The organism is Chloracidobacterium validum (assembly GCF_018304825.1).
Classification (GTDB): domain Bacteria; phylum Acidobacteriota; class Blastocatellia; order Chloracidobacteriales; family Chloracidobacteriaceae; genus Chloracidobacterium; species Chloracidobacterium validum.
This window is the reverse complement of record NZ_CP072648.1, coordinates 397,350-416,382: the sequence shown is the minus strand read 5'-3', so window position 1 is coordinate 416,382 and position 19,033 is coordinate 397,350. Positions and strand designations below refer to the sequence as shown.

The 19,033-nt window shown below is 61.3% G+C and carries 20 protein-coding genes; 10 read left to right on the top strand and 10 right to left on the bottom strand.

What is annotated here, in order from left to right; genetic code table 11:
• Window positions 1-84 precede the first annotated feature (84 nt).
• Complete coding sequence (gene glmU / locus J8C06_RS01730; protein ID WP_211429081.1) at window positions 85-1,467, bottom strand: bifunctional UDP-N-acetylglucosamine diphosphorylase/glucosamine-1-phosphate N-acetyltransferase GlmU; 1,383 nt, start codon at window positions 1,465-1,467, stop codon at window positions 85-87.
• Window positions 1,468-1,599: 132 nt separating this feature from the next.
• On the opposite strand from glmU, the gene glmM reads away from it, so the two are divergent.
• The 8 genes from glmM (at window position 1,600) to J8C06_RS01690 (ending at window position 10,434) form a co-directional block, all read left to right on the top strand.
• Window positions 1,600-2,961: a phosphoglucosamine mutase gene (gene glmM, locus J8C06_RS01725; protein ID WP_211429080.1), complete on the top strand. Its 1,362-nt coding sequence runs from the start codon at window positions 1,600-1,602 to the stop codon at window positions 2,959-2,961.
• Entirely contained in the window at window positions 2,958-3,755 is a 798-nt protein-coding gene (locus J8C06_RS01720) for a DUF362 domain-containing protein (protein WP_211429079.1), read from the top strand. Before glmM ends, J8C06_RS01720 begins: the two co-directional genes overlap by 4 nt.
• A 6-nt stretch (window positions 3,756-3,761) precedes the next feature.
• On the top strand, window positions 3,762-4,307 hold the full coding sequence (locus J8C06_RS01715) for a DNA-3-methyladenine glycosylase (RefSeq protein WP_211429078.1): 546 nt from the start codon (window positions 3,762-3,764) through the stop codon (window positions 4,305-4,307).
• A 10-nt stretch (window positions 4,308-4,317) separates the two neighbouring features.
• A complete protein-coding gene (locus J8C06_RS01710) occupies window positions 4,318-4,917 on the top strand; it encodes a PNPOx family protein (RefSeq protein WP_211429077.1) in 600 nt (199 codons plus the stop codon).
• Between the two features lie 33 nt (window positions 4,918-4,950).
• Window positions 4,951-5,268, top strand: a complete 318-nt coding sequence (locus J8C06_RS01705) for a SemiSWEET family sugar transporter (RefSeq protein WP_211429076.1) — start codon at window positions 4,951-4,953, stop codon at window positions 5,266-5,268.
• A gap of 164 nt (window positions 5,269-5,432) precedes the next feature.
• Window positions 5,433-7,985, top strand: coding sequence for an LPS-assembly protein LptD (locus J8C06_RS01700; protein ID WP_211429075.1), 2,553 nt, complete (start codon window positions 5,433-5,435; stop codon window positions 7,983-7,985).
• Between the two features lie 18 nt (window positions 7,986-8,003).
• On the top strand, window positions 8,004-9,428 hold the full coding sequence (locus tag J8C06_RS01695; RefSeq protein WP_211429074.1) for a PAS domain-containing sensor histidine kinase: 1,425 nt from the start codon (window positions 8,004-8,006) through the stop codon (window positions 9,426-9,428).
• Window positions 9,429-9,459: 31 nt separating this feature from the next.
• Entirely contained in the window at window positions 9,460-10,434 is a 975-nt protein-coding gene (locus J8C06_RS01690; RefSeq protein WP_211429073.1) for an ATP-binding response regulator, read from the top strand.
• Between the two features lie 32 nt (window positions 10,435-10,466).
• Here the strand turns inward: J8C06_RS01690 and J8C06_RS01685 are convergent, their stop codons facing one another.
• From J8C06_RS01685 to J8C06_RS01670, 4 genes are all read right to left on the bottom strand, one after another.
• The gene (locus J8C06_RS01685) at window positions 10,467-11,273 is read right to left on the bottom strand and encodes a ParA family protein (protein WP_211429072.1); all 807 of its coding nucleotides are present in this window, start codon (window positions 11,271-11,273) and stop codon (window positions 10,467-10,469) included.
• Window positions 11,274-11,280: 7 nt separating this feature from the next.
• Entirely contained in the window at window positions 11,281-11,676 is a 396-nt protein-coding gene (locus J8C06_RS01680) for a hypothetical protein (RefSeq protein WP_211429071.1), read from the bottom strand.
• Between the two features lie 8 nt (window positions 11,677-11,684).
• On the bottom strand, window positions 11,685-12,272 hold the full coding sequence (locus tag J8C06_RS01675) for a hypothetical protein (protein ID WP_211429070.1): 588 nt from the start codon (window positions 12,270-12,272) through the stop codon (window positions 11,685-11,687).
• A gap of 112 nt (window positions 12,273-12,384) precedes the next feature.
• Entirely contained in the window at window positions 12,385-13,143 is a 759-nt protein-coding gene (locus J8C06_RS01670; protein ID WP_211429069.1) for a hypothetical protein, read from the bottom strand.
• A gap of 42 nt (window positions 13,144-13,185) precedes the next feature.
• On the opposite strand from J8C06_RS01670, the gene J8C06_RS01665 reads away from it, so the two are divergent.
• A complete protein-coding gene (locus tag J8C06_RS01665) occupies window positions 13,186-13,740 on the top strand; it encodes a gamma carbonic anhydrase family protein (protein WP_211429068.1) in 555 nt (184 codons plus the stop codon).
• On the opposite strand, the gene J8C06_RS01660 is transcribed toward J8C06_RS01665, so the two are convergent.
• From J8C06_RS01660 to J8C06_RS01640, 5 genes are all read right to left on the bottom strand, one after another.
• Entirely contained in the window at window positions 13,725-14,159 is a 435-nt protein-coding gene (locus J8C06_RS01660; protein ID WP_211429067.1) for a hypothetical protein, read from the bottom strand. The genes J8C06_RS01665 and J8C06_RS01660 overlap by 16 nt on opposite strands.
• Before the next feature lie 72 nt (window positions 14,160-14,231).
• Window positions 14,232-14,918 carry a phosphatase PAP2 family protein gene (locus J8C06_RS01655; protein WP_211429066.1) on the bottom strand — a complete coding sequence of 229 codons (687 nt, stop codon included), beginning with the start codon at window positions 14,916-14,918 and terminating at the stop codon, window positions 14,232-14,234.
• Window positions 14,915-15,706, bottom strand: coding sequence for a ComF family protein (locus J8C06_RS01650; RefSeq protein ID WP_211429065.1), 792 nt, complete (start codon window positions 15,704-15,706; stop codon window positions 14,915-14,917). The genes J8C06_RS01655 and J8C06_RS01650 overlap by 4 nt, the downstream gene beginning before the upstream one ends.
• A 169-nt stretch (window positions 15,707-15,875) precedes the next feature.
• Entirely contained in the window at window positions 15,876-16,424 is a 549-nt protein-coding gene (locus tag J8C06_RS01645) for a hypothetical protein (protein ID WP_211429064.1), read from the bottom strand.
• Between the two features lie 47 nt (window positions 16,425-16,471).
• Window positions 16,472-17,824 (bottom strand): TldD/PmbA family protein, encoded by a 1,353-nt coding sequence (locus tag J8C06_RS01640; protein ID WP_211429063.1) that lies wholly within the window; start codon window positions 17,822-17,824, stop codon window positions 16,472-16,474.
• Window positions 17,825-18,064: 240 nt separating this feature from the next.
• On the opposite strand from J8C06_RS01640, the gene J8C06_RS01635 reads away from it, so the two are divergent.
• Complete coding sequence (locus J8C06_RS01635) at window positions 18,065-19,033, top strand: ATP-grasp domain-containing protein (protein ID WP_211429062.1); 969 nt, start codon at window positions 18,065-18,067, stop codon at window positions 19,031-19,033.

Below are 19,033 nucleotides of genomic sequence, written 5' to 3'. Positions count from 1 at the left end.
AGGTCGGATTTCCTCTAGGAATGAAGCTGAATTTTTAAGCAGAAGGTTGCCGGGAAGACGTTAACGCCATGTTTCACAAAGAATTCAGGAAAGTACTTTTTTGACTTTGGCGGGCACACCCACGACCAACGTGGACGGTGGAACGTCCTCCGTCACCACCGCTCCGGCGCCGGTCATGGCTTGTTCACCGATGCGGACAGGCGCCACCAGCATCGTATCGCTGCCGATCTTCACGCCATCCTCGATGATGGTCTGGTGCTTCTGTTTTCCGTCGTAGTTGCAGGTGATTGTCCCTGCCCCGACGTTGACCCGCGCCCCCAGTGTTGCATCCCCCAGGTAGCTGAGGTGCATGGCTTTCGTGCCGGTTCCGAGTGACGACTGCTTGACTTCGACGAAGTTCCCGACGACCGCACCTTCATGCAGATGGGCGTTCATGCGTAGGTGTGCAAAGGGGCCGACTGTTACACGGGCATCGAGCCGGCTGTCAAAGACCAGCGAGTAATCCCGCACCATCACTTCATCGCCAACCTGGGCATTGACCAATCGCGCGCCGGTGTGGATTCGGCAGTTTTCACCAATGCGCGTACGGCCCTCAATGTAAACATTGGGATACACGACCGTATCCATCCCTATTTCGACGTCAACGTCAACATACGCCGTGCTTGGGTCAAGAAACGTCACGCCCTCGGCCATCAACGCTGCGACAGTGCGTCGGCGAAAGGCGGCTGCGACGGCAGCCAGCTCGGCGCGGGTGTTGACGCCGCGTACCTCCTCGGCGTCGGCATGCCGCGCCACACAGACGGACCGACCATCGGCGCGCAGCAGGGCCAGGGCGTCGGGTAAGTAATACTCGCCTTGGGCATTGTCATTGGAAATCCGGGCCAACACCTCAAACAAGCCATCCAGTTGAAAGGCGTACACGCCGGCATTGATTTCCGTCACGGCTTTTTCAGCCGGTGTAGCGTCGCGCTCCTCCACAATCCGGTCAAATGCGCCATCTGGACGGCGCAGGATACGCCCGTAACCGGTCGGAGCGGCCGTGACCGTGGATAGAACCGTCGCGGCCGCCCCGGCTTCGAGGTGCGTTGCCAGCAGTGCGCGCAGGGTTTCGGCCTGCAATAGTGGGACATCGCCGGAGAGCACCACCAACGTCCCGCTGGCGGATTCCAAGCTTGGGGCAGCCATTCGCAAGGCGTGGGCCGTGCCACGCCGTTCGGCTTGCACGACCATGGTCAAGGGAATCTGCGGGGCCAGCGCCGCCCAGCGCGGGGTGAAGATGTCACGCACGGCATCTGCCGCATGACCGACCACCACCACGACTCGTTGGGGATCAAGCGTGGCAGCCGTTCGACCGACGTGGCCAATGAGCGAATCCCCAGCGACTTCATGCAATACCTTCGGACGGCGCGACCGCATGCGCGTGCCTTCGCCGGCCGCCAAAATGACAACGGAAACAGGAATAGACAAATTGATGACTCCTCAACACAATTCTTGGCTAGTGCGGATTCGGCCGCCAGACTATAAATTCTTGGAAAAGACCAAAGCTATGGCCGCGTGGCGGGTGGGCTGTAACTTAGCAAGTACCATGACAAAGTGGGCATGAAACGTTTTTTCGGAACCGATGGCATCCGCGGGCGAGCGGGTGACTTCCCGCTCCAACCAGACGCACTGAGAACAATCGGCGCGACGCTGACCGACGTGTTTCTCGGTCGCGCTGGACGCACGCCACGTTTTGTCATTGGTGGCGATACGCGGGAATCCAGCCCGTGGATGGCAGCGGCCCTTGCCGACGGGATCACGCGCGCCGGTGGAACCGTCAGTTGTGCCGGCATCATACCCACCGCCGGCATTGCCTACTTGACGCGGGCTGAGGGCTTCGATGCGGGCATTGTCGTTTCAGCTTCACACAACCCGTTTCAGGACAACGGGATAAAGTTTTTTCTCGCTTCCGGCGAAAAGCGCGACGATGCCCTGGAAGCCGCCATCGAAGCCGCGCTCAACCGCCTGACGCCGGCCCCGCCGACCACAACCCCGGGTGAAACGACGCTGTGGGAAGACCCAACCCATGCGTTGAGCTACCTGGAATTTCTCACACAGCACATCGGAGATAATCTCGATCTCTCCGACTGGGTGGTGGCGCTCGACTGCGCGCACGGCGCGGCTGCCCCCTACGCCAACATCGTGTTCCAGGCGCTTGGCGCGAAAACCTTTGTGACCGGCGCCGCTGCCAACGGACGCAACATCAATGACCAGTGCGGCACGGTTCACATCCAGCATCTGGCGGCTTTTACCCGTTCGGTCGGAGCGCACCTTGGGATTGCCTTCGATGGCGATGCCGACCGTTGCCTTTTCGTGGACGACCACGGCGAGGTGGTGGACGGCGACGCCATTCTTTACGCCCTGGCGACGGCGGCGGATGAACGCGGCGAACTGACGCCCCGCTGTGTCGTGGCGACCGTCATGAGCAACATGGGGCTGGAGGTTGCTCTTCAGCAACGCGGCATCGAACTCATTCGGACGCCGGTTGGTGATCGGGCCGTATTGGCGGCCATGCTCGAGCACGGGGCGTTGTTCGGGGGCGAGCAGTCCGGCCACATCATCTTCGCGCGCCAGAGCCTGGCCGGAGACGGCTTGATTACGGCACTCAACGTCCTCCGCCTGCTGACGGAACGAAACCTGTCGCTGCACGACGCCACCCGGGAACTGACACGCTTCCCACAAACGCTGGTCAACATTCCCGTGCGTGAAAAACGTCCCTTCGAGGCGTTGCCCAGTGTCGCGGCCACAGTCCGGGAAGTCGAAGCACAACTTGCCGGACGCGGACGACTTCTGCTGCGTTACTCCGGCACGGAAAACATGGCGCGTGTGATGCTCGAAGCGGCCAACGGCATTGACATCGGCGCTCTCGCCGCACAGGTGGCCGCAGCCATCGAGCGCGACTTGGGCAACGGTCGCCCATGACGCCGCCCGCCGTAGCCGCCAGCGAAGCCTTTCATTACACGCCACCGGCAGCCGCGCATGGTGCGCGGCGCGTCATCATCAAGCCCAATCTCGGTTATCCAGTCGCAGCTCCGGTGACGGTCGGACTGCCCGTCCTGCGCGAGGTCGTGCTTGGCGTTCGGCGCGTTGCTCCGCAGGCCGAGATCATCCTTCTGGAGGGCGTCTGCACCAAGACCCCCTTTGCCGAAGTCATGGCGCGGTTGGGTGTCAACCAGATGCTGGCCGAACTGGCCGATGCCAATGTGCGCCTGGTGGATGCCGATACCTTGCCCGCAAAGCCCTATCGCAACACGGCAGCGCACCCGCAGCGGTTCACGGAGATGCACGCCCCGGCCCTGTTGGATGAAGCCGATTGCCGGTTGTCAGTGGCAGCTTTCAAACGCACGACGCTCAAGGCACGACCGCTCTTGAGCGCCTCGATCAAGAACCTCTACGGCCTCTTTCCCCGCGCCGTGTATCACGCCCGCAGTCCGCATGCCCGCGGGCAACTCCACCTGCCCGACGTGCAGCGCGTCCTCGTGGATGTGTATTTCACCCTGGGCGTGCGCTTTGACGGCGCCGTGGTGGACCTCACCCAGAAGTTCCTGAGCCGGGATTGGCAGCCCGACGAAGGCGTTGCCGTGCCGGTTGGTAGCGTCGTAGCCGGGGCGGACTTACTGACCGTTGACCTCCGGGCAGCCGAGCTGGCCAACGAACCGCTCTCGGATTACTTCCAAGCCATCGCCGGGCAGCGGCAAACCTGGCCAGGAGACTGACCGGCCATGGTGGAAGCTGACTTCTTTGACCGCGACGCAGTCGTGGTCGCGCAAGACCTGTTGGGCTGTATGCTGTGGCACGGCGAGGCCGGGGGCGTCATCGTGGAGACCGAAGCCTATGCCGATGACCCAGCTTCGCATGCCGTGGCGCAGGGACCGCGTGGGCACCTGATGCGCGAAACGCATGGGCGATTGTACGTATATCTGATCTACGGCATGTACTACTGCCTGAACTTCACCACGAATCGGCACGGACCCGGCGCGGTGCTCATCCGCGCCGTCGCTCCAACCCATGGCATCGAAGCCATGCAGGCCCGCACGCCGCGTCCGATGCCGCTTCACGAACTGGCGCGCGGCCCAGGACGGCTCTGCCGGGCGTTTGGCATTGGACGTGAACACAACGGCGAGGTCGTGGGAGAACGGGTACGCCTCCTTCCTCGGCACCGCCCGCCCGCCATGGCTTGTTCGCCGCGCATTGGCATCACCAAGGGACGCGATTTACTCTGGCGGTTCTACATCCCCGACGAACCGAGCGTGAGCCGCTTTCGCTGAAGGACTATCCGTGCCAAACGATTTGACAACCATTCTCGAAGCGATCTGGGCAGGTCTTGTCACCGGAGCGCAGGACGCTCGGCATCCATTCCATACCCCGGTCGTCGCCACGGCCAGGATGGGTGATTGTGACGCGCGCGTGGTGGTGCTACGGCGCGCCACGCCCGACCACCGGGAACTTGCCTTCCATACGGATGCGCGTGCGCCCAAGGTGCCCCTGTTACAGGCTTGTCACACAACGGCATGGGTGTTTTATGACCCGGCCGGCAAAGTTCAGATTCGCGCCAAGGGGGAAACCGCGGTTCACCGGGACGACGCGGTTGCCGCTCAGGCGTGGGCGCGCACCAAGCTCATGTCGCGGCGTTGTTATTTGGCAGAACTGGCGCCGAGCACGCCGGTGGACGAGCCAACCAGCGGACTGCCGGCAGCATTTATCGAGCGGTCACCAACGGCGCCGGAAAGCGAACCCGGATTTGCCAACTTTGCCGTCTGTGTCACGACCGTCACCCGCTTGGAATGGCTCAAGCTTGCCGCGCGCGGCCACCAACGGGCGGCTTTCGTCTGGGACGCCGACGCGAGCCGCTGGCAAGGCAGTTGGCTTACACCGTGACAGGCTACGGTTTTTCGTTCATTTTGAATGTTTATGCTTCCTTCGACCACACTGACCACCTTAGGCCTCATCGCCGGGGCGCTCACCAGCTTTTCATTTGCGCTCCAAGTTTGGCGAAGCTGGCGCACGAAATCCGTCAAAGACGTCTCTGCCAGCATGTACGTCGTCTTTTCGACCGGTGTCATCCTGTGGCTGGTCTATGGGATGCTGCGCCATGACGTGGCGCTCATCGTGTGGAATGCGCTGACGCTGGTCTTGGTCGCCCTCATTCTGGCGCTGAAAGTTCGCTACACCCAGCGCACGGCAACGGACCGGCGCGCTTTGGGGACTGAACTCGACCACCCAGGCTAATCGGGCGACTTCCAAGCCGGCCAGGGAGGGCGGTAGAAATCCTTGCCCGGACTTACCCTGCCAGCCTGCCATCACCGACCGGTCGGACTGAACTTTACGCTTCAAAGTTTGCGTGGCTTTGGCATAGAGTCGCGGCTTACTCTGACGCCTATGCAACTGATGTCATGATGTTGCCTCGCCTTCTCTGCTGGGTTGGTCTGCTCTGGTTGGGGTTGACCCTGTCGGTCGCGGCCCAGTACATCCCCACCCCGCCGCCACTTCCGCCAACCGATGAACGGGCCTCGGTGCTGGTCGTTGGGCCGCCGGGAACGCCCACGTCGCCGCAGGCGCTGCCGCTCCCGCCGCCGCAACAGCCCACTGGCCAACCGTCCACCGGGCAGGCGCGTCCGGGGGCGACGGTACAGATTGACGCCGATGAACAGCGGCGCGTTGGTGATACGCTGTATGCCGATGGCTATGTCGTCATTACGTATGACGGGGCGCGGCTCCAGGCCGATCACGTCGTGTACGACGAAAAAAGCGGAGCCGCCCGCGCCGAAGGCAATGTCATTTACGACCCACAGCCCAATCAGCGCCTGACGGCGCGCCGCGCGGAACTCAATGTGCGGAGCAAGATCGGCACGTTTTATGACGTTACTGGCTACACGGACCAAACGGCTGACGGAGGGCTGTTGGAGTTTTCGGCCGCGCGGGTGGAACGAACCGGGCGTGATACCTACATTCTCTATGAAGCCAAGCTGACCTCATGCTGCGAAGACACCGTCCCGCTCTGGACGGTGACGGCACGGCAGGCGCGGATTCGCGTCAATGACTACGCCACGGCGCGCAACGCGGCCTTTCGCATCAAAGGCAGGCCGATTCTGCCGCTGCCCTATGTGGCCTTGCCCATTGACCGGCGCGAGCGCAAGTCGGGCTTTCTCCTGCCGACGACTGGCAACAACACGTTGCAGGGGCGGGTAATCGGTATTGGGTACTACCAGACGCTGGGCGATAGCGCCGACCTGACCGTGCAGGGCGATCTCTATAGCGCACGGGGGCTGGGCTTTGGAGCGACCTTGCGGGTGGCGCTGGCCGAAGATTCGTTTGTCCGGTTGGGAACCTATACCGTGGCCGACCGGTTGTTTGGCCGCCCCGGCGTCAACCAGGGTGGCACGCTCTTTTTTGCCAAAGCCATCAACCACTTCGCTAACGGCTTCATTGGCGTGGCCGATGTCAACTACACTTCGAGCTTTGACTTCCGGGCCATTTTTGGCAACACCATTGACGATGTCTTCAACCCGGAGTCGAAGATCGTCCTGCACCTGACCAGACAGACTCCCACGTTCGGCTTCCGCGCGCTGTACGAGAACCGGACGACACGGGTGAACATTCCCCAAGGTGCGCAAGGCTCGACGCTGGTCGAGTTCTCGATTCGCAAAAGTCCATCGCTCAATTTCGACTGGCTCCCAACCCGACTCGGCAACTTTGCCGGCGCAACCTGGTACTTGGGCGGCGAAGCCAGCTTCGCCGGTTTGCGCCGCACGGAAGCGCGCGTGGATACGAACCGGCAAACCTTCACCACGCCTGAGTTCGTGCAGCGTCTTGACGCCGCGCCCCGCTTGACGGCCCGCCTGCCAGACCTTGGCGGCTGGAGCATCACGCCCACGCTGGGCGTCCGGGCGACCTACTATGGGGCAACCTTCGACCCGGAGACGGCGCTCACGCCCCGTCCGCCACTGGCGTTTGGCTTGACGCCGCCGCCTGCGGTTCTGCCGATTGGGACGCGCCTGGGTACGGCAGGCGAGTCACTGTTCCGCCGGTTTGTGGACTTTGCGCTCGAGGTGCGCCCACCGGCACTGGGGCGGACCTTTCGCGCCAAGGACGGGCAACCGCGCTTCAAGCACATCATCGAGTCGTCCATTACCTACCGCCGGGTGGCCGGCATTGACGACTTTCCCCGGATTCTGCGCTTTGACGCGCTCGACGTGTTTGCCAACACCAATGAGTTTGAGTACTCGCTCGTCAATCGCCTCCTCGTGCCGGTTCGGGATGACAGTGGGCAAACGCGGCAGGCACGGGAAGTCCTCAGTTTGACGGTCAGCCAGAAGTATTTTTTTGATCCGACGTTCGGCGGGGCGCTGATACCGGGGCAACGGAACCAGATTGCGCCGCTCCTGACGTTCAGCGGATTTGCCTACGGCGGCATCGGACGCCGCTTTTCCCCCATCAATGTCAAGCTGCGCGTGACACCCCAGCGGTCATTCGCGGCCGATGTGCGCGTGGACTTCGATCCGGTGCTCGGCGGTGTGCGGAGCTTTGGACTCACGGGTGGGTTGTATCGGCGGCGCTTTCAGCTTAGCCAAACCTGGTATTACAGCCAGCCGCGTCGCCTGGCTGACGGGCAGCCAGAACCGGGCACGTTTACCGGCAGCCAGTCTTTCACCAATCTCGCCCTAGGCGACCCGACCCAGGGGCTTTTCGGAAGTGCGGCGGTGGCTTATGATTTCTCCCGATCTCCAAGCCCAACCACTGGCCGTCTTCAGCAAAAAGGGTTGATCTTCACGTCGTTTTCACTTGGCTACGCCTTTCGTTGCGCGTCCATCCAGGTCAACTACGCGAGCGTCAACTTGGGTGTGGCGAGCGCCGGACGCCTGACGTTTACCTTTGGACTGCGCGGCTTAGGTACGTTTGGGACCCAACCCGATCAAAACGCCGGGAACCGAATCCGAAACTTGTAGCCATTGCGAAGCAAGCCGATGGAACAGAAATCGCTGCCAAGTGACTGGCTGGAGTCTATCCTGCAAGCCGTGATCAACCTCACTCCGGGTGCTCTGTGCTACCACGACCCGGACTTCCGGTTGCGCTTTTTCAATGAGTCCTACGCGCAGTTTTTTGAGCGACTTTCCGGCCGCCGTCCGCAAATCGGCGAGCGCCTGAGCGACTGGCTTGTGAACCCTGACCTTCAAAAACAAGTCGAAACCAACTGGCGACAAGCACGTAGGGACTTGCCATACAAGGGTTCTTACGAAATCAACTTCGGTCAGGAAGCTCAAACCTGTGAGATTCACTGGCAGCCCGTCCGTGATGCCGACGGAACGGTGATCGGCACACTGGCCTGGGGGCGGGATGTCGCGGCTCAGAAGCAAAACCAGGATGCTTTGCAACTGCTGAGATTCGTGCTCGAGCAGATGCAGGATATGGTCTTGATCACCGAAGCTTGGCCCATTGACGCGGCCGAAGGCGGGCCGCGGATCGTTTACGTCAACGAGGCGTTTGAACGGGCCACCGGTTACACGCGCGCCGAAGTCATCGGACAAACACCGCGCATTCTTCAGGGTCCGAAAACCCAGCGCGACCGGCTCGACCAGCTCCGGTCGGCACTGGAGCGGTGGGAACCGGTCCGGGTTGAGCTGGTCAACTACCGCAAGGATGGACAAGAGTTCATCGCGGACATCAGCATTTCCCCGTTCGCCGACGCCTCGGGGCGCGTGCTTTACTGGGTGGTGCTCCAACGGGACGTCACCAGGGAAAAAGCGATGATTGCCATTCTCAACGATGCGCTCGAAGAGCGTTCGGTGCTGCTCAAGGAAGTTCACCACCGTGTCAAAAACAACCTTCAAACCGTGCTGAGCCTTCTGGAGTTGCATGCGGCCGAGCCAAACGGTCACAACCTGGCGCCCTTGCTCCCTCGCGTTCAGTCGCGCATCAGAGCAATCGCGCTAATCCACGAGCAACTGTATATCCAGCAGGATTTCAGCCGGATCCAGCTTGACGAATTGCTGTCTTCACTGACTGCCAACATCCAGACCATCTTTGCTGACTCAGCGATTCAAGTGACACTGCACCCAAGCCAACTGGGAATTCCGCTTGACCTAGCCGTACCGGTTGCGTTGATTGCCCATGAGTTACTCACCAACGCCTTCAAGCATGGCGCGGCGGCCGGAGCACGGACGATAGGCATCCAGTTGCATCAATCAGCCGATACCGTCACCCTTGAGGTCATTGATGACGGCACCTGTCACCCATCCGATGTGAAGGACCGGTTGCGCAGCTCGAAGCGCCTTGGGCTCCGCCTGGTGGACTTGCTAACCCGACAGATTGCCGGGACAATCGCGTTCGACCCGCAGCCAGGCCAGTTTCGTGCTGCGTTGGCATTCCCGCTCACCAAGACTCAGCTCTGAACCAAGGGCGCTGAAAGGTTGTGGGTTGGTTATGGATGCAGACCGTAAGCGTATTTTCATTGTCGAGGACGAAACCATTGTGGCCGAAGCGCTGCGGCTCCGGCTCGAAAACCTCGGCTACACGGTGACCGGCACGGCTACCCGTGGTGAAGATGCCATCGCCCTGATTACGGCTGCGCCGCCCGATTTGGTTCTGATGGACATCCGCCTCGCCGACCACCTGGACGGCGTTACGGTTGGCCAGCAAATCCATGACCGCTTTGGGATTCCAATTGTGTATCTCACGGCCAATACCAATCAAAAAACACTCAAACAAGTCCTGTCGGGCCACGCGGCTGGCTACGTAGCCAAGCCCATTCATGACGCCTCTTTTCAATCGGCCATTAGCATCGCTCTCCAGAAACACGCGGAGGAACAGAACTACCGCCGGCGTGAACGGCACTACCTATCCACGCTTGCCAAGCTGACGGATGCCGTACTCGTGTTGGATGCTACCCGGCGGCCCATCTATCTCAATCCGGCCGCCGTGGAATTGACCGGCAGCGATGGGTCTGATTGCGCGCGGGATGACGAAGTTTTGGTCTTTCTCGGCGAAGCTGGAGAAAGTATTGATCCGGTTGCCCAGTGTCTCGCCCAGGGACAGGAAGTCCGCGTCGAGTCGGTGTGGTGCCAATCTCGGGCCGGCAAGCGGGTCCACGTTCAGGTGGAGGCGATCCCCATTCCGAACGCGCAGGGTGCCGGTGGGCCGGAGGCGCGCCACAACGTTGACGTCATTGTGATGCTCCACCCGGTCCAGGCCGCGCCGGCTTACCAGTCGCTACCGGAGTACATTCGCGTCTGCGCCTACTGTCGAGACATCATGGAACGCAATGCCGACAATGTAACGGTAACGGTGCGGTTTGAAACCTACTTCCAGCGGATGTGCAACTTCCAGTTCACGCATGGGATTTGTCCCAACTGCCGGGACGCAATGGTGAGGGAAATGAAAAGCCAATCTCCGGGCTAGCCATCGGTTCAACGATGCTTGACCGAATGGCCCTAACCGGGCACCGGATAGCTGACTTCTTCCGGGAGCCGCATGATGACTTCCCGTCCAAGTTGAATGTAAGCCTGCGCGCCGGAGGCACGCGCTTTGAGCGTCACGGCCGGCGTGCCAACCGCAAACGACACCGACAACTCCTCATGACGGGGGATGACGGTGTCAAAAACCAGTCCGTTGGGGAACGATTCGCGCACCTGCCGCACGACATCGGCCGATGCGGCTTGGCGTTCATCGTACATCGTGAGCAAAATCCCCTCGACACTCAGCTTGGGGTTGTAGCGCGCCTTGATTTCAAGCACGCGCCGGAGCATCGGGGGCAGCGTCCGCAAACTCAACGGCTCGCACTGGATGGGTACAATCAGGCCATCCGCGGCCACCAGGGCGCTGGTGGTAATTGCGCCGAGGCCGGCCGGCGTATCCAGCAGGATGAGCTGGGGGGAGAAATCCGGTAGTTCGATATGCGGCAGGCAGCGGGCCAGCCACGTGACATCTTGTTCAAAGGCCTGCTCGTAAGCGCTGAGTGACTGGTCGCTGGTGAAATGCCCGGAGAGCACGACCGCCAGCTCAGCCCGATTGGTCATGACCAGCGCCTCGGCCGGATGGTGTCTGCCGAGCAGAATATCTTCCAGGGTCACGCCACGGTAGCCATCCAACCCAACCCCGAAGCGCACGCCATTTTGCACGTCGAGGTCCACGAGCAAGGTTGGAACGCCCATGGCGGCGACATAGGCAGCCAGATTCGTACAGGTCGTCGTTTTCCCAACGCCTCCTTTGAGACTCACAACGGCCAGGGTCTTCGGCATGGCAAGCTCACGTGGTGGACTGGTCAGAGGGTGGCAGCGGACGGACAACGCGCTGAAAGAACTGCCCAACCGTCTCTCCATTGAAAGGCGCTGGTTGGCCGGGTGGCACATGGAGGGTGAGCTGCACTTGCCCGGCGCGTGTGACAACCAATTCGCGCACGACGGCTTCGCCACTGCTCATGCTTGTGCTCATGCTTGGCGGCGGCACCGGCGCGGATTCGTGTGCTTCCAAAGTCGTTGGCGGAAGGGGATCCGTCGCCACCGGCTCAGCAGTTTCAGCCCAGGGTGTCCGGGTGGGCGGCGGTGGCGTTTCTGGGTATGAGACCGGTTGCAGCGCTGCCGGCATGGTCACGATTTGCTGTAACAGCCGGGCAGCTTGATCAGTTTCCGTAAAACGCGCCATAACCTTGTTTACAGAACGGCTTCATCAGCGAGACGCTTGAGGATGGCTTGCGCATCCAGGTGGTAGGTGAGCCAGGCATAGACCTTGCGAATGATACTCGCCTCGCCGACTACAAAGCGGCAATAGTGTGCCTGGGCCGCCAGACAACTGATTTCCACGCCTTCCAGAGCCTGCCCATGCGCCTGGGTCAGCACCTCGGCAAAAAGCCCGGCAAAGAAGTCATCCACCGGGCCGTTGGCTGGGCGGAGCGAACGCAGGGCGGTGGCGACCGGTGAATCATAATGGTTGACAACCAGGACGGATCCAAGCCGAACGACGTCAAACCGCCCCCAACCAGCATCAGCAAACCATTCGTCGCATTCCCGTAACAATCCACCGGAGGCGACCGGGAGCACTGCCGTGTCGGCCGCAGCAGTCACGTGATGCGCCTGGAGAAAACGCGCGCCGGTGCGCCGTCCGAGCCGGTAGAGCACCCGCGCCATGTCATCCGGCAGGAGCCGTGCCAGCTCGACATGAATGGCAATGATCAAGTCGGCCGGCCACCATGCGGGGTGGCGGTCGCTGGCCAGTAATGGCGCGGCAGCGGGCGCAGTCATAAGGCGGTGACGTAGCGGCTGGAGCAGCTCAACAGACGATGCAATCCGTGGAAACTGTACCGTGAAATCGGGATGCCGAAGCCTACCACACCCGCTGGGGTAGAAACCAAGCTTAGTTCGATGATTCGTTGCCTTGTGAGGCAGTTGTCGGCTGCACCGGGCCGAAATGCCAAGCGTGCAGGAAGGTGCGTGTCCACTGTTCACCGGCTTTGGCGCTGAGCAGCGCCGGAGCTGGAGAGTGTGCAGCGTGGTGTTCTTTGTACGCCCGAACCACTGGATGGTCATCTCCGGCACGGGCCGTCGCCAGCCACGGCTCGTAGAGCGCCCGGGCCGTCATCTCCAGGTAGTCCTGAAAAGCTTGACGCGCGACGGACAAACAGGCCAGGTCGCCCGACGTCAACAACGCCCAGTCTTCCCGAATGTCCACAAACCACTGTGGCGGGTCATCCACCGGAGGCAGGGATGGCGCATAGCGCGCAAAGAGTGGAGCAAGCGCCGCGCGCGCGCGTTGACGCGCGGCGTTATCATCGCCTAGACACTCGACATCCAGAACCAGCACATGTGCGCGCGCGCCAATCACTACCCATTCACAGGCAAAGACCGGGAGGACATCCGGGCTGGCAGTCGGATAGATCATCAGCGTCGCTACATCGGCCGCGGCGGTCTGGATTCGAGCGTAGCGTCCGCACAGCTTGCCATCGGCCATTTGCCAGCCATCGGCCGTAACCAGAAGCGATTTGCTCCCCGCGTCAAAGCGGGCAGAACGAAACATTTCAGGGCGGACTTCCCGTTGCCAGCCCAGCCCACCGAGCCGGGCTTGCGCGTCGGGCAGGGTCCAGCCAACAACATCTTTGAAGTCGGGTTCAGTCATCGCTAGGCTTCAGAAAAGTCACAACAAGGAGCGTCAGGGGCGATGGCAGTTCTAGCGTTTGAGCAGGCATTTCCAAAGCTGGAGGCTGGGGTTTATATCGCACCGTCGGCGGATGTCATCGGTGCGGTCGAGGTTGGCCGGGATGCCAGCATTTGGTTCAACTGCACCGTGCGCGGTGATGTCAACCACATTCGCATCGGCGCTGAAACAAACATTCAAGACAACAGTGTGCTTCACGTCACTGGCGGGCGGTTTGCGCTTCACATTGGTTGCCGCGTTCTCGTCGGGCACCGCGTCATCGCCCATGGCTGCACGATTGGCGACCACTGCCTCATCGGCATGGGGGCCATCGTCCTGGATGGCGCCGTGGTTGGCGAAGGCAGCATCGTGGCGGCCGGCGCAGTCGTTCCCGAAGGCATGGTGGTGCCGGACGGCTCACTCGTCGCGGGCGTGCCGGCCAAGGTGAAGCGTCCCGTCACCGACGCGGAGCGCCAGCGCATTGCCGAAGGCGTCCAGCACTACATCGAACTCAAGAACATGTACCTACGAGCCACGGCGCGGCACACCGCCGCGCCGAGTCATCACGCCATGCCATAGCCATACGGCAAGCTGCGGAACAACCAAATGTAGAGCGCCAAAAGCCCAATGTAGATGGCCGTGAACATCCCGGCCATGATCCACGAAAGCATCGCGCCAATGATGGCGCGTCCGGCAGGCGCTTCAAAAACCAGCGCAAAGGCGACAATCTGCCCCACGAAGAGCAGTGGCAGCTTGACAAGCCAGGAAATCGGCAGGAAGAACGCCAGAATCAGCAGCCCAATATCCACGGCCCGCACGATGGCTGCCTGCTGGAAGGTTGCTTCGCGCATTCCGGTTGCCTGAATCGAAAACCGGTAGGACCACAACGTGAAGAGTGAGTAGATCAGGTAAAAAACAATCAGGTAGGTCCAGATACGCATCCAGGGAATGCCTGGCAGCCAGGGTAACAGCCACGGTGGAATCCAAAGGTCAGACATTGTGATTTTCCTTTGCTGATCAAGCGGGTGGTGGTTGGGAATCTCGGTGATACGGGCAGATTCCTCTGCGCATTACGGTTTAGACGGCGAGTGGTCAGGACTTGCCGTGGCAGGTCTGGTTTCCAAAAGTGACGGGCGCCACAACGGCCGTCCAATGAGAAGCAGCCAGACGATTCCGAAGCCGTAGCCGGCTATGACATCGGTCAACCAGTGCGCGCCCAAGAAAATCCGCGACCATCCAACCAAGCCAACCAGGAGCGCGCCCAGCGCCATGATAACCGTCCGGCTGATGCCCGGCGACAGCTTACCGCCGGCAAAGCCGACCAAGCCACCGTAGAACGCCGTGTAGAACATCACATGACCGGATGGAAAGCTCCATCCATGGGCCGCCGCGTACAGTGTCACGACCTCCGCCGTTGGACGTGGCCGCCCAACCAGTGCCTTGAGGCCCAGGTTCAGCAGAAAGACGCCAACGCCTACCCAGGCCAACGTCCGCGCCTCCCGCCGCCACCCGTGACGTGCCAGCAGCCAGCAAATCAGTACCAGCCCCAGCCCCTGTATGGCGACCGAATTGCCGGGCCAGGACACCGCTGCCAGCGGTAGGTAAAGCAGCGTCCACTGCTGAACCCAGCGCGTGAAGGCAATTTCCCAGGCCAGTGGCTGCGGATGGACAACCACCAAGGCTGAAAACGCCACGGCCGTCAATCCGGCCACAAGGCATACCTGCCGCTCTTGGTGTGCCGCTTGGCGTCTGATCATCGGATTACTGGGCGCGCGCGCCGAAGCGTGCGCGCAGCGGTCAGCGCGCTGACGTCCAGCGCCCCGGCAGCAAGCAGGGCCTGGGCAGCCAGATCGAGCGTAGCGCCTGAAGTCAGCACATCATCCACCAACAAGACCCGCCGATTGCGAACCAGGCGTGGGCGCGCCACGCAAAACGCGCCTTTCAGTCCAGCCCGACGTGCTTGTTCATCGAGTCCGGCGCGATGCGGGATGGTCTCCCTGACGCGCTCCACCACGCCGAGCACCAGCGGCCGCTGGGCAGCGCGCGCAACCTCACGGGCCAGCAACTCCGCCTGATTGTAGCCACGGCGCGCTTGCCGTTCCTGCGCAAGGGGAATCGGTACAATCAGGTCACTCGTATGCAGCAGGCTTTCATGCTGCCAAATCTGCTGAAGCAACCGGCGGAGCGGCACGGGCAACGGCGGGGCACGTTTCAGAGCCAGTAACGTCACGCGCAGCGCGCCGGTGTAGGCGCCGGCGGACCGCGCCCAAGTCAGCACCCACGGCGCGCACTGCTCGCACTCGCGCCGTGCCATGCCGACCGTCACGGTTGCGTCTGCCCACCGACCACAACGCTCACAAATCATCGGGCGCTGCTTTTGCTCGGTGAGCCATCGTTCCCAGCAGGATTGGCAAACGACACCATCCCGGTACCGTTCAACCAAGTCACCGCAGCACCGACACCGCTGCGGCGCCAGGAGAAGCCAGGCGGTGTCCCACCCCGCTTCCAGCATGCGCCAGCCGATGTCCCCTGCGTGGCGAAACATTGCGCCAATCCAAATGCTTTCCGGTGTCCCCAAGGCGGCATCTGTCGCAGTCGCTTACGTTTCCGGCGACAGCCAGCTTGGCAACGATTTTTGCAGGCACTCCCGCCGGGCTGACGTTGCCGCCCCCCTCAGCCTACGGCGTGCAGTCTATTCCAAGCACCGTTCCACATCACGGACAGTCGGCCAGCGCGTCCTCACGGTCACACTGGATAGCCCCTTCGAGTTCCTGGAGTGCACCGACCACGCTATTGCGCCGTAGTGTGAAATTGGTGCCCTTGTCGCCTTCGCCGAGATAGACATTCAAACCGTACTCAACCGTCGGTCGCCCAGCTTCGCCGTCGTAGCTGTAGTAGATTCGGTAGTTGTATTCCTTGTTCTTGAAGCGGACGGAAGCCCACTCGCGTTGATAGCGCGTGTAATGCGCATAGTAGAACAACCGCTGAGAACCAACACTTTGGTCGGCGGGATATTCCAACTCGACTCGCCCAGGCCGCCCAAAGCGATACTGTAGGTAGCCTTTCTTGTTGGTGAAGTCAGCCGAGGCACACAGGCAAACCATCTTTCCGCTCGTTGTCGTCGCCCCGAAGATCAGCTTTTCGGTGCCGGTGCAGAGCATGTTGCCCTGGACCGGCCCTGCGGCCGATGGATGCGATGCCCCTGGGAAAAAGCTCAGCCCAAACCCCAGCAACATCGCGAGAAATGTTTTTGCGCAAGGCATTGATTTGTCTTTCCTTTCAGGTTTTAGTCGGTGGTCTTTTCGAGACGTTAGTCACCACTGATCATCAGTTCGCCAATCTTGAGCGTCGGCGCTGCCATGCGCCCGCGAAAATCGAGGTCGTTCCCAACCATTTCGATTTGTTTGAGCATGGTCAGCAGGTTGCCCGCAATGGTGACTTCTTCGACCGGAAAGGCAAGTTCACCGTCTTGAATCCACTGCCCGGCCGCGCCGCGGGAATAGTCACCCGTGACACCATTGACCCCAAAGCCGATGAGTTCGGTGACATAGAAGCCGTTTTTGACCGAGGCGAGGATGGCTTCCGGTGGGTGTGGGCCGGCGACGAGATACATGTTGTTGGCTCCGACCGTGGGCGCTCCGGTCAAACCGCGGGACGCATTGCCGGTTGTGCGCTCGCCGAGCTTGCGCGCCGTGTAGGTGTTGTGCAGGTAGCTTTCCAACGTTCCGGCCCGAATCACGACGGTCTGGCGCGTCGGCACGCCCTCGCCGTCAAACGGACGCGAACCGAGGCCCTGCGGCAGGCGTCCGTCATCAATCACCGTGACGAGTGGCGAAGCTATCGTTTCACCGAGCTTGCCAACCAAAAACGATGCCTTGCGAAAAATGGCATCCCCGGAAACCGCCCCAAAGATGTGGCCGACCAGACTTGCCGCCACTTCCGGGGCAAACACGACCGGACACCGTTGGGTCGGGACACGGCGCGCACCCAGCTTGCGAATCGCGCGTTCGGCCGCGCGGCGACCAATACTCGTTGGGCTTTCAAGCGCCGCGACCTTGCGTCGTGTGTCGTACCAGTAGTCCCGTTGCAGCCGTCCGTCAGCGTCGCGCGCGACTGGAACGGTTGCCAGCGACAGCGATGCGCTGCGGTATTCGCCCACGAACCCCAGCGAGTTTACCAGTACGGTGTGGCCGGCGCCACTGTCCACGCCGCCGCCCTCGAAGTTGACGACCCGCGCATCATAGGCGCGGGCCGCTTCCTCGGCAGTCAGCGCCAGGCGAATTTTTTCGTCGGATGACAACGCCAAGATGGCGGCGTCGTAGAGGTCCAGATCGGGCGTTTCGGTGGCCAGGTCAGATGGGTCTGGAATACCAGCCGTATCATCCACCGAGGTGGCCCGCGCCAGCGCCAGCGCCGTCTCCGCCAACTCATCCAAGGCGGTCGGTGACAAATCGGAGGTGGAAACCGAGGCCTGCCGTCCGTCGAGCAACACCCGCAGCCCCAAGCCACGGCTGGCAGCTTCCTTGACGGTTTCAACCTCACCCAAGCGCACCGAAGCCGAGAATTCGACGCTCTCACGCAGCAGGACTTCTGCCGCCGTCGCCCCTAGCCGGCGCGCGCGCTCAACAACTGAAGCTGCAATTTCAGCAGGCGTTAGGTTCATGCTGTTTTTTATGATTTCCTTGAAATCCGAGCCGTTCCCTTCAAATCCAAACCAGGAAGCTTTCGTAGTTGGTCATCCTAAAGGGCGACCGTCCATAGCCGCAAGCCGCGACTTGCGCGCTAGCGCTTGACAACGGCGCGAGCGCATCGCACCGTTTCACCATCCAAGTTCATCTCGCGGCGGCTGAACAAACGACGAGAGGTCGTTGGCGGCCAAACTCTAAAGGATTCGTCAATACGTATGAAAAAAGTTGGCGTTTTGGTTGGACGCGAAAACACCTTCCCACCAGCGCTCATCGAGCGCATCAACATGCAGTCGAATGAAACCGGCGTTACGGCTGAGTATGTCACCATTGGCGGCGTCCAAATGGATGCGCCCTGTCCCTATGCGGTTATCATTGACCGTATTTCCCACGAGATTCCGTTCTATCGGGCGTACCTGAAAAACGCCTACCTGTCAGGGACCATCATTGTCAACAACCCGTTCTGGTGGTCGGCTGACGACAAGTTTTTCAACTACGCCATGGCCGACAAACTGGGCGTGGCGATTCCCAAGACGGCCCTGCTCCCGCAGAAGGAATACATGGAGCGCATTACGTCCCAGTCGCTCCGCAACCTCCAGTTTCCGCTCGACTGGCAGTCCATTGTGGATTATGTCGGCTTGCCGGCCATCCTCAAGCCACATGATGGCGGCGGCTGGCGGGATGTCTATCGGATCAACTCACTTGACGAGCTGATTCAGGTCTATGACCGAACCGGGCAGCTCTGCATGACGCTTCAGGAGTTCGTGAAGTTTGACCGTTACGTGCGGTGCTATTGTATTGGCAAGCAGCATGTGCTGATCATGCCCTACGATCCGGCGCGCCCGTATCCCACGCAGTACCTCGACATTACCCCAGAGGACTACCTTGAACCCGACCTGCATGCGCGCATCGTGCGGGAGTGTCGCCTGTTGTGTGAGGCGCTTGGCTATGACATCAATACCATTGAGTTCGCCATTCGGGATGGCATCCCCTACGCCATTGACTTCATGAACCCGGCCCCGGACGCTGATTCATTCTCGGTCGGTCCGGTCAACTTCGAGTGGATGGTCTCGACCGTCAGCCAGATGCTCATTCGCTTCGCGCAAACCGGTCGCCCGCACGAACGGACGCATAGCTTCCGGTGGCAAGAACTTCTTGCTGAACGCGCCGAGACCAGCCCGCGCTAG

Coding starts and splice junctions, on each gene's coding strand:
- J8C06_RS01670 (WP_211429069.1), bottom strand. CDS start 13,143: ATGACTGAACCCGACTTCAAAGATGTTGTTGGCTGGACCCTGCCCGAC.
- J8C06_RS01705 (WP_211429076.1), top strand. CDS start 4,951: ATGCTTCCTTCGACCACACTGACCACCTTAGGCCTCATCGCCGGGGCG.
- J8C06_RS01675 (WP_211429070.1), bottom strand. CDS start 12,272: ATGACTGCGCCCGCTGCCGCGCCATTACTGGCCAGCGACCGCCACCCC.
- J8C06_RS01715 (WP_211429078.1), top strand. CDS start 3,762: ATGGTGGAAGCTGACTTCTTTGACCGCGACGCAGTCGTGGTCGCGCAA.
- J8C06_RS01655 (WP_211429066.1), bottom strand. CDS start 14,918: ATGATCAGACGCCAAGCGGCACACCAAGAGCGGCAGGTATGCCTTGTG.
- J8C06_RS01685 (WP_211429072.1), bottom strand. CDS start 11,273: ATGCCGAAGACCCTGGCCGTTGTGAGTCTCAAAGGAGGCGTTGGGAAA.
- J8C06_RS01680 (WP_211429071.1), bottom strand. CDS start 11,676: ATGGCGCGTTTTACGGAAACTGATCAAGCTGCCCGGCTGTTACAGCAA.
- J8C06_RS01695 (WP_211429074.1), top strand. CDS start 8,004: ATGGAACAGAAATCGCTGCCAAGTGACTGGCTGGAGTCTATCCTGCAA.
- J8C06_RS01650 (WP_211429065.1), bottom strand. CDS start 15,706: ATGTTTCGCCACGCAGGGGACATCGGCTGGCGCATGCTGGAAGCGGGG.
- J8C06_RS01690 (WP_211429073.1), top strand. CDS start 9,460: ATGGATGCAGACCGTAAGCGTATTTTCATTGTCGAGGACGAAACCATT.
- J8C06_RS01700 (WP_211429075.1), top strand. CDS start 5,433: ATGATGTTGCCTCGCCTTCTCTGCTGGGTTGGTCTGCTCTGGTTGGGG.
- J8C06_RS01660 (WP_211429067.1), bottom strand. CDS start 14,159: ATGTCTGACCTTTGGATTCCACCGTGGCTGTTACCCTGGCTGCCAGGC.
- J8C06_RS01635 (WP_211429062.1), top strand. CDS start 18,065: ATGAAAAAAGTTGGCGTTTTGGTTGGACGCGAAAACACCTTCCCACCA.
- J8C06_RS01645 (WP_211429064.1), bottom strand. CDS start 16,424: ATGCCTTGCGCAAAAACATTTCTCGCGATGTTGCTGGGGTTTGGGCTG.
- J8C06_RS01640 (WP_211429063.1), bottom strand. CDS start 17,824: ATGAACCTAACGCCTGCTGAAATTGCAGCTTCAGTTGTTGAGCGCGCG.
- glmM (WP_211429080.1), top strand. CDS start 1,600: ATGAAACGTTTTTTCGGAACCGATGGCATCCGCGGGCGAGCGGGTGAC.
- J8C06_RS01720 (WP_211429079.1), top strand. CDS start 2,958: ATGACGCCGCCCGCCGTAGCCGCCAGCGAAGCCTTTCATTACACGCCA.
- J8C06_RS01665 (WP_211429068.1), top strand. CDS start 13,186: ATGGCAGTTCTAGCGTTTGAGCAGGCATTTCCAAAGCTGGAGGCTGGG.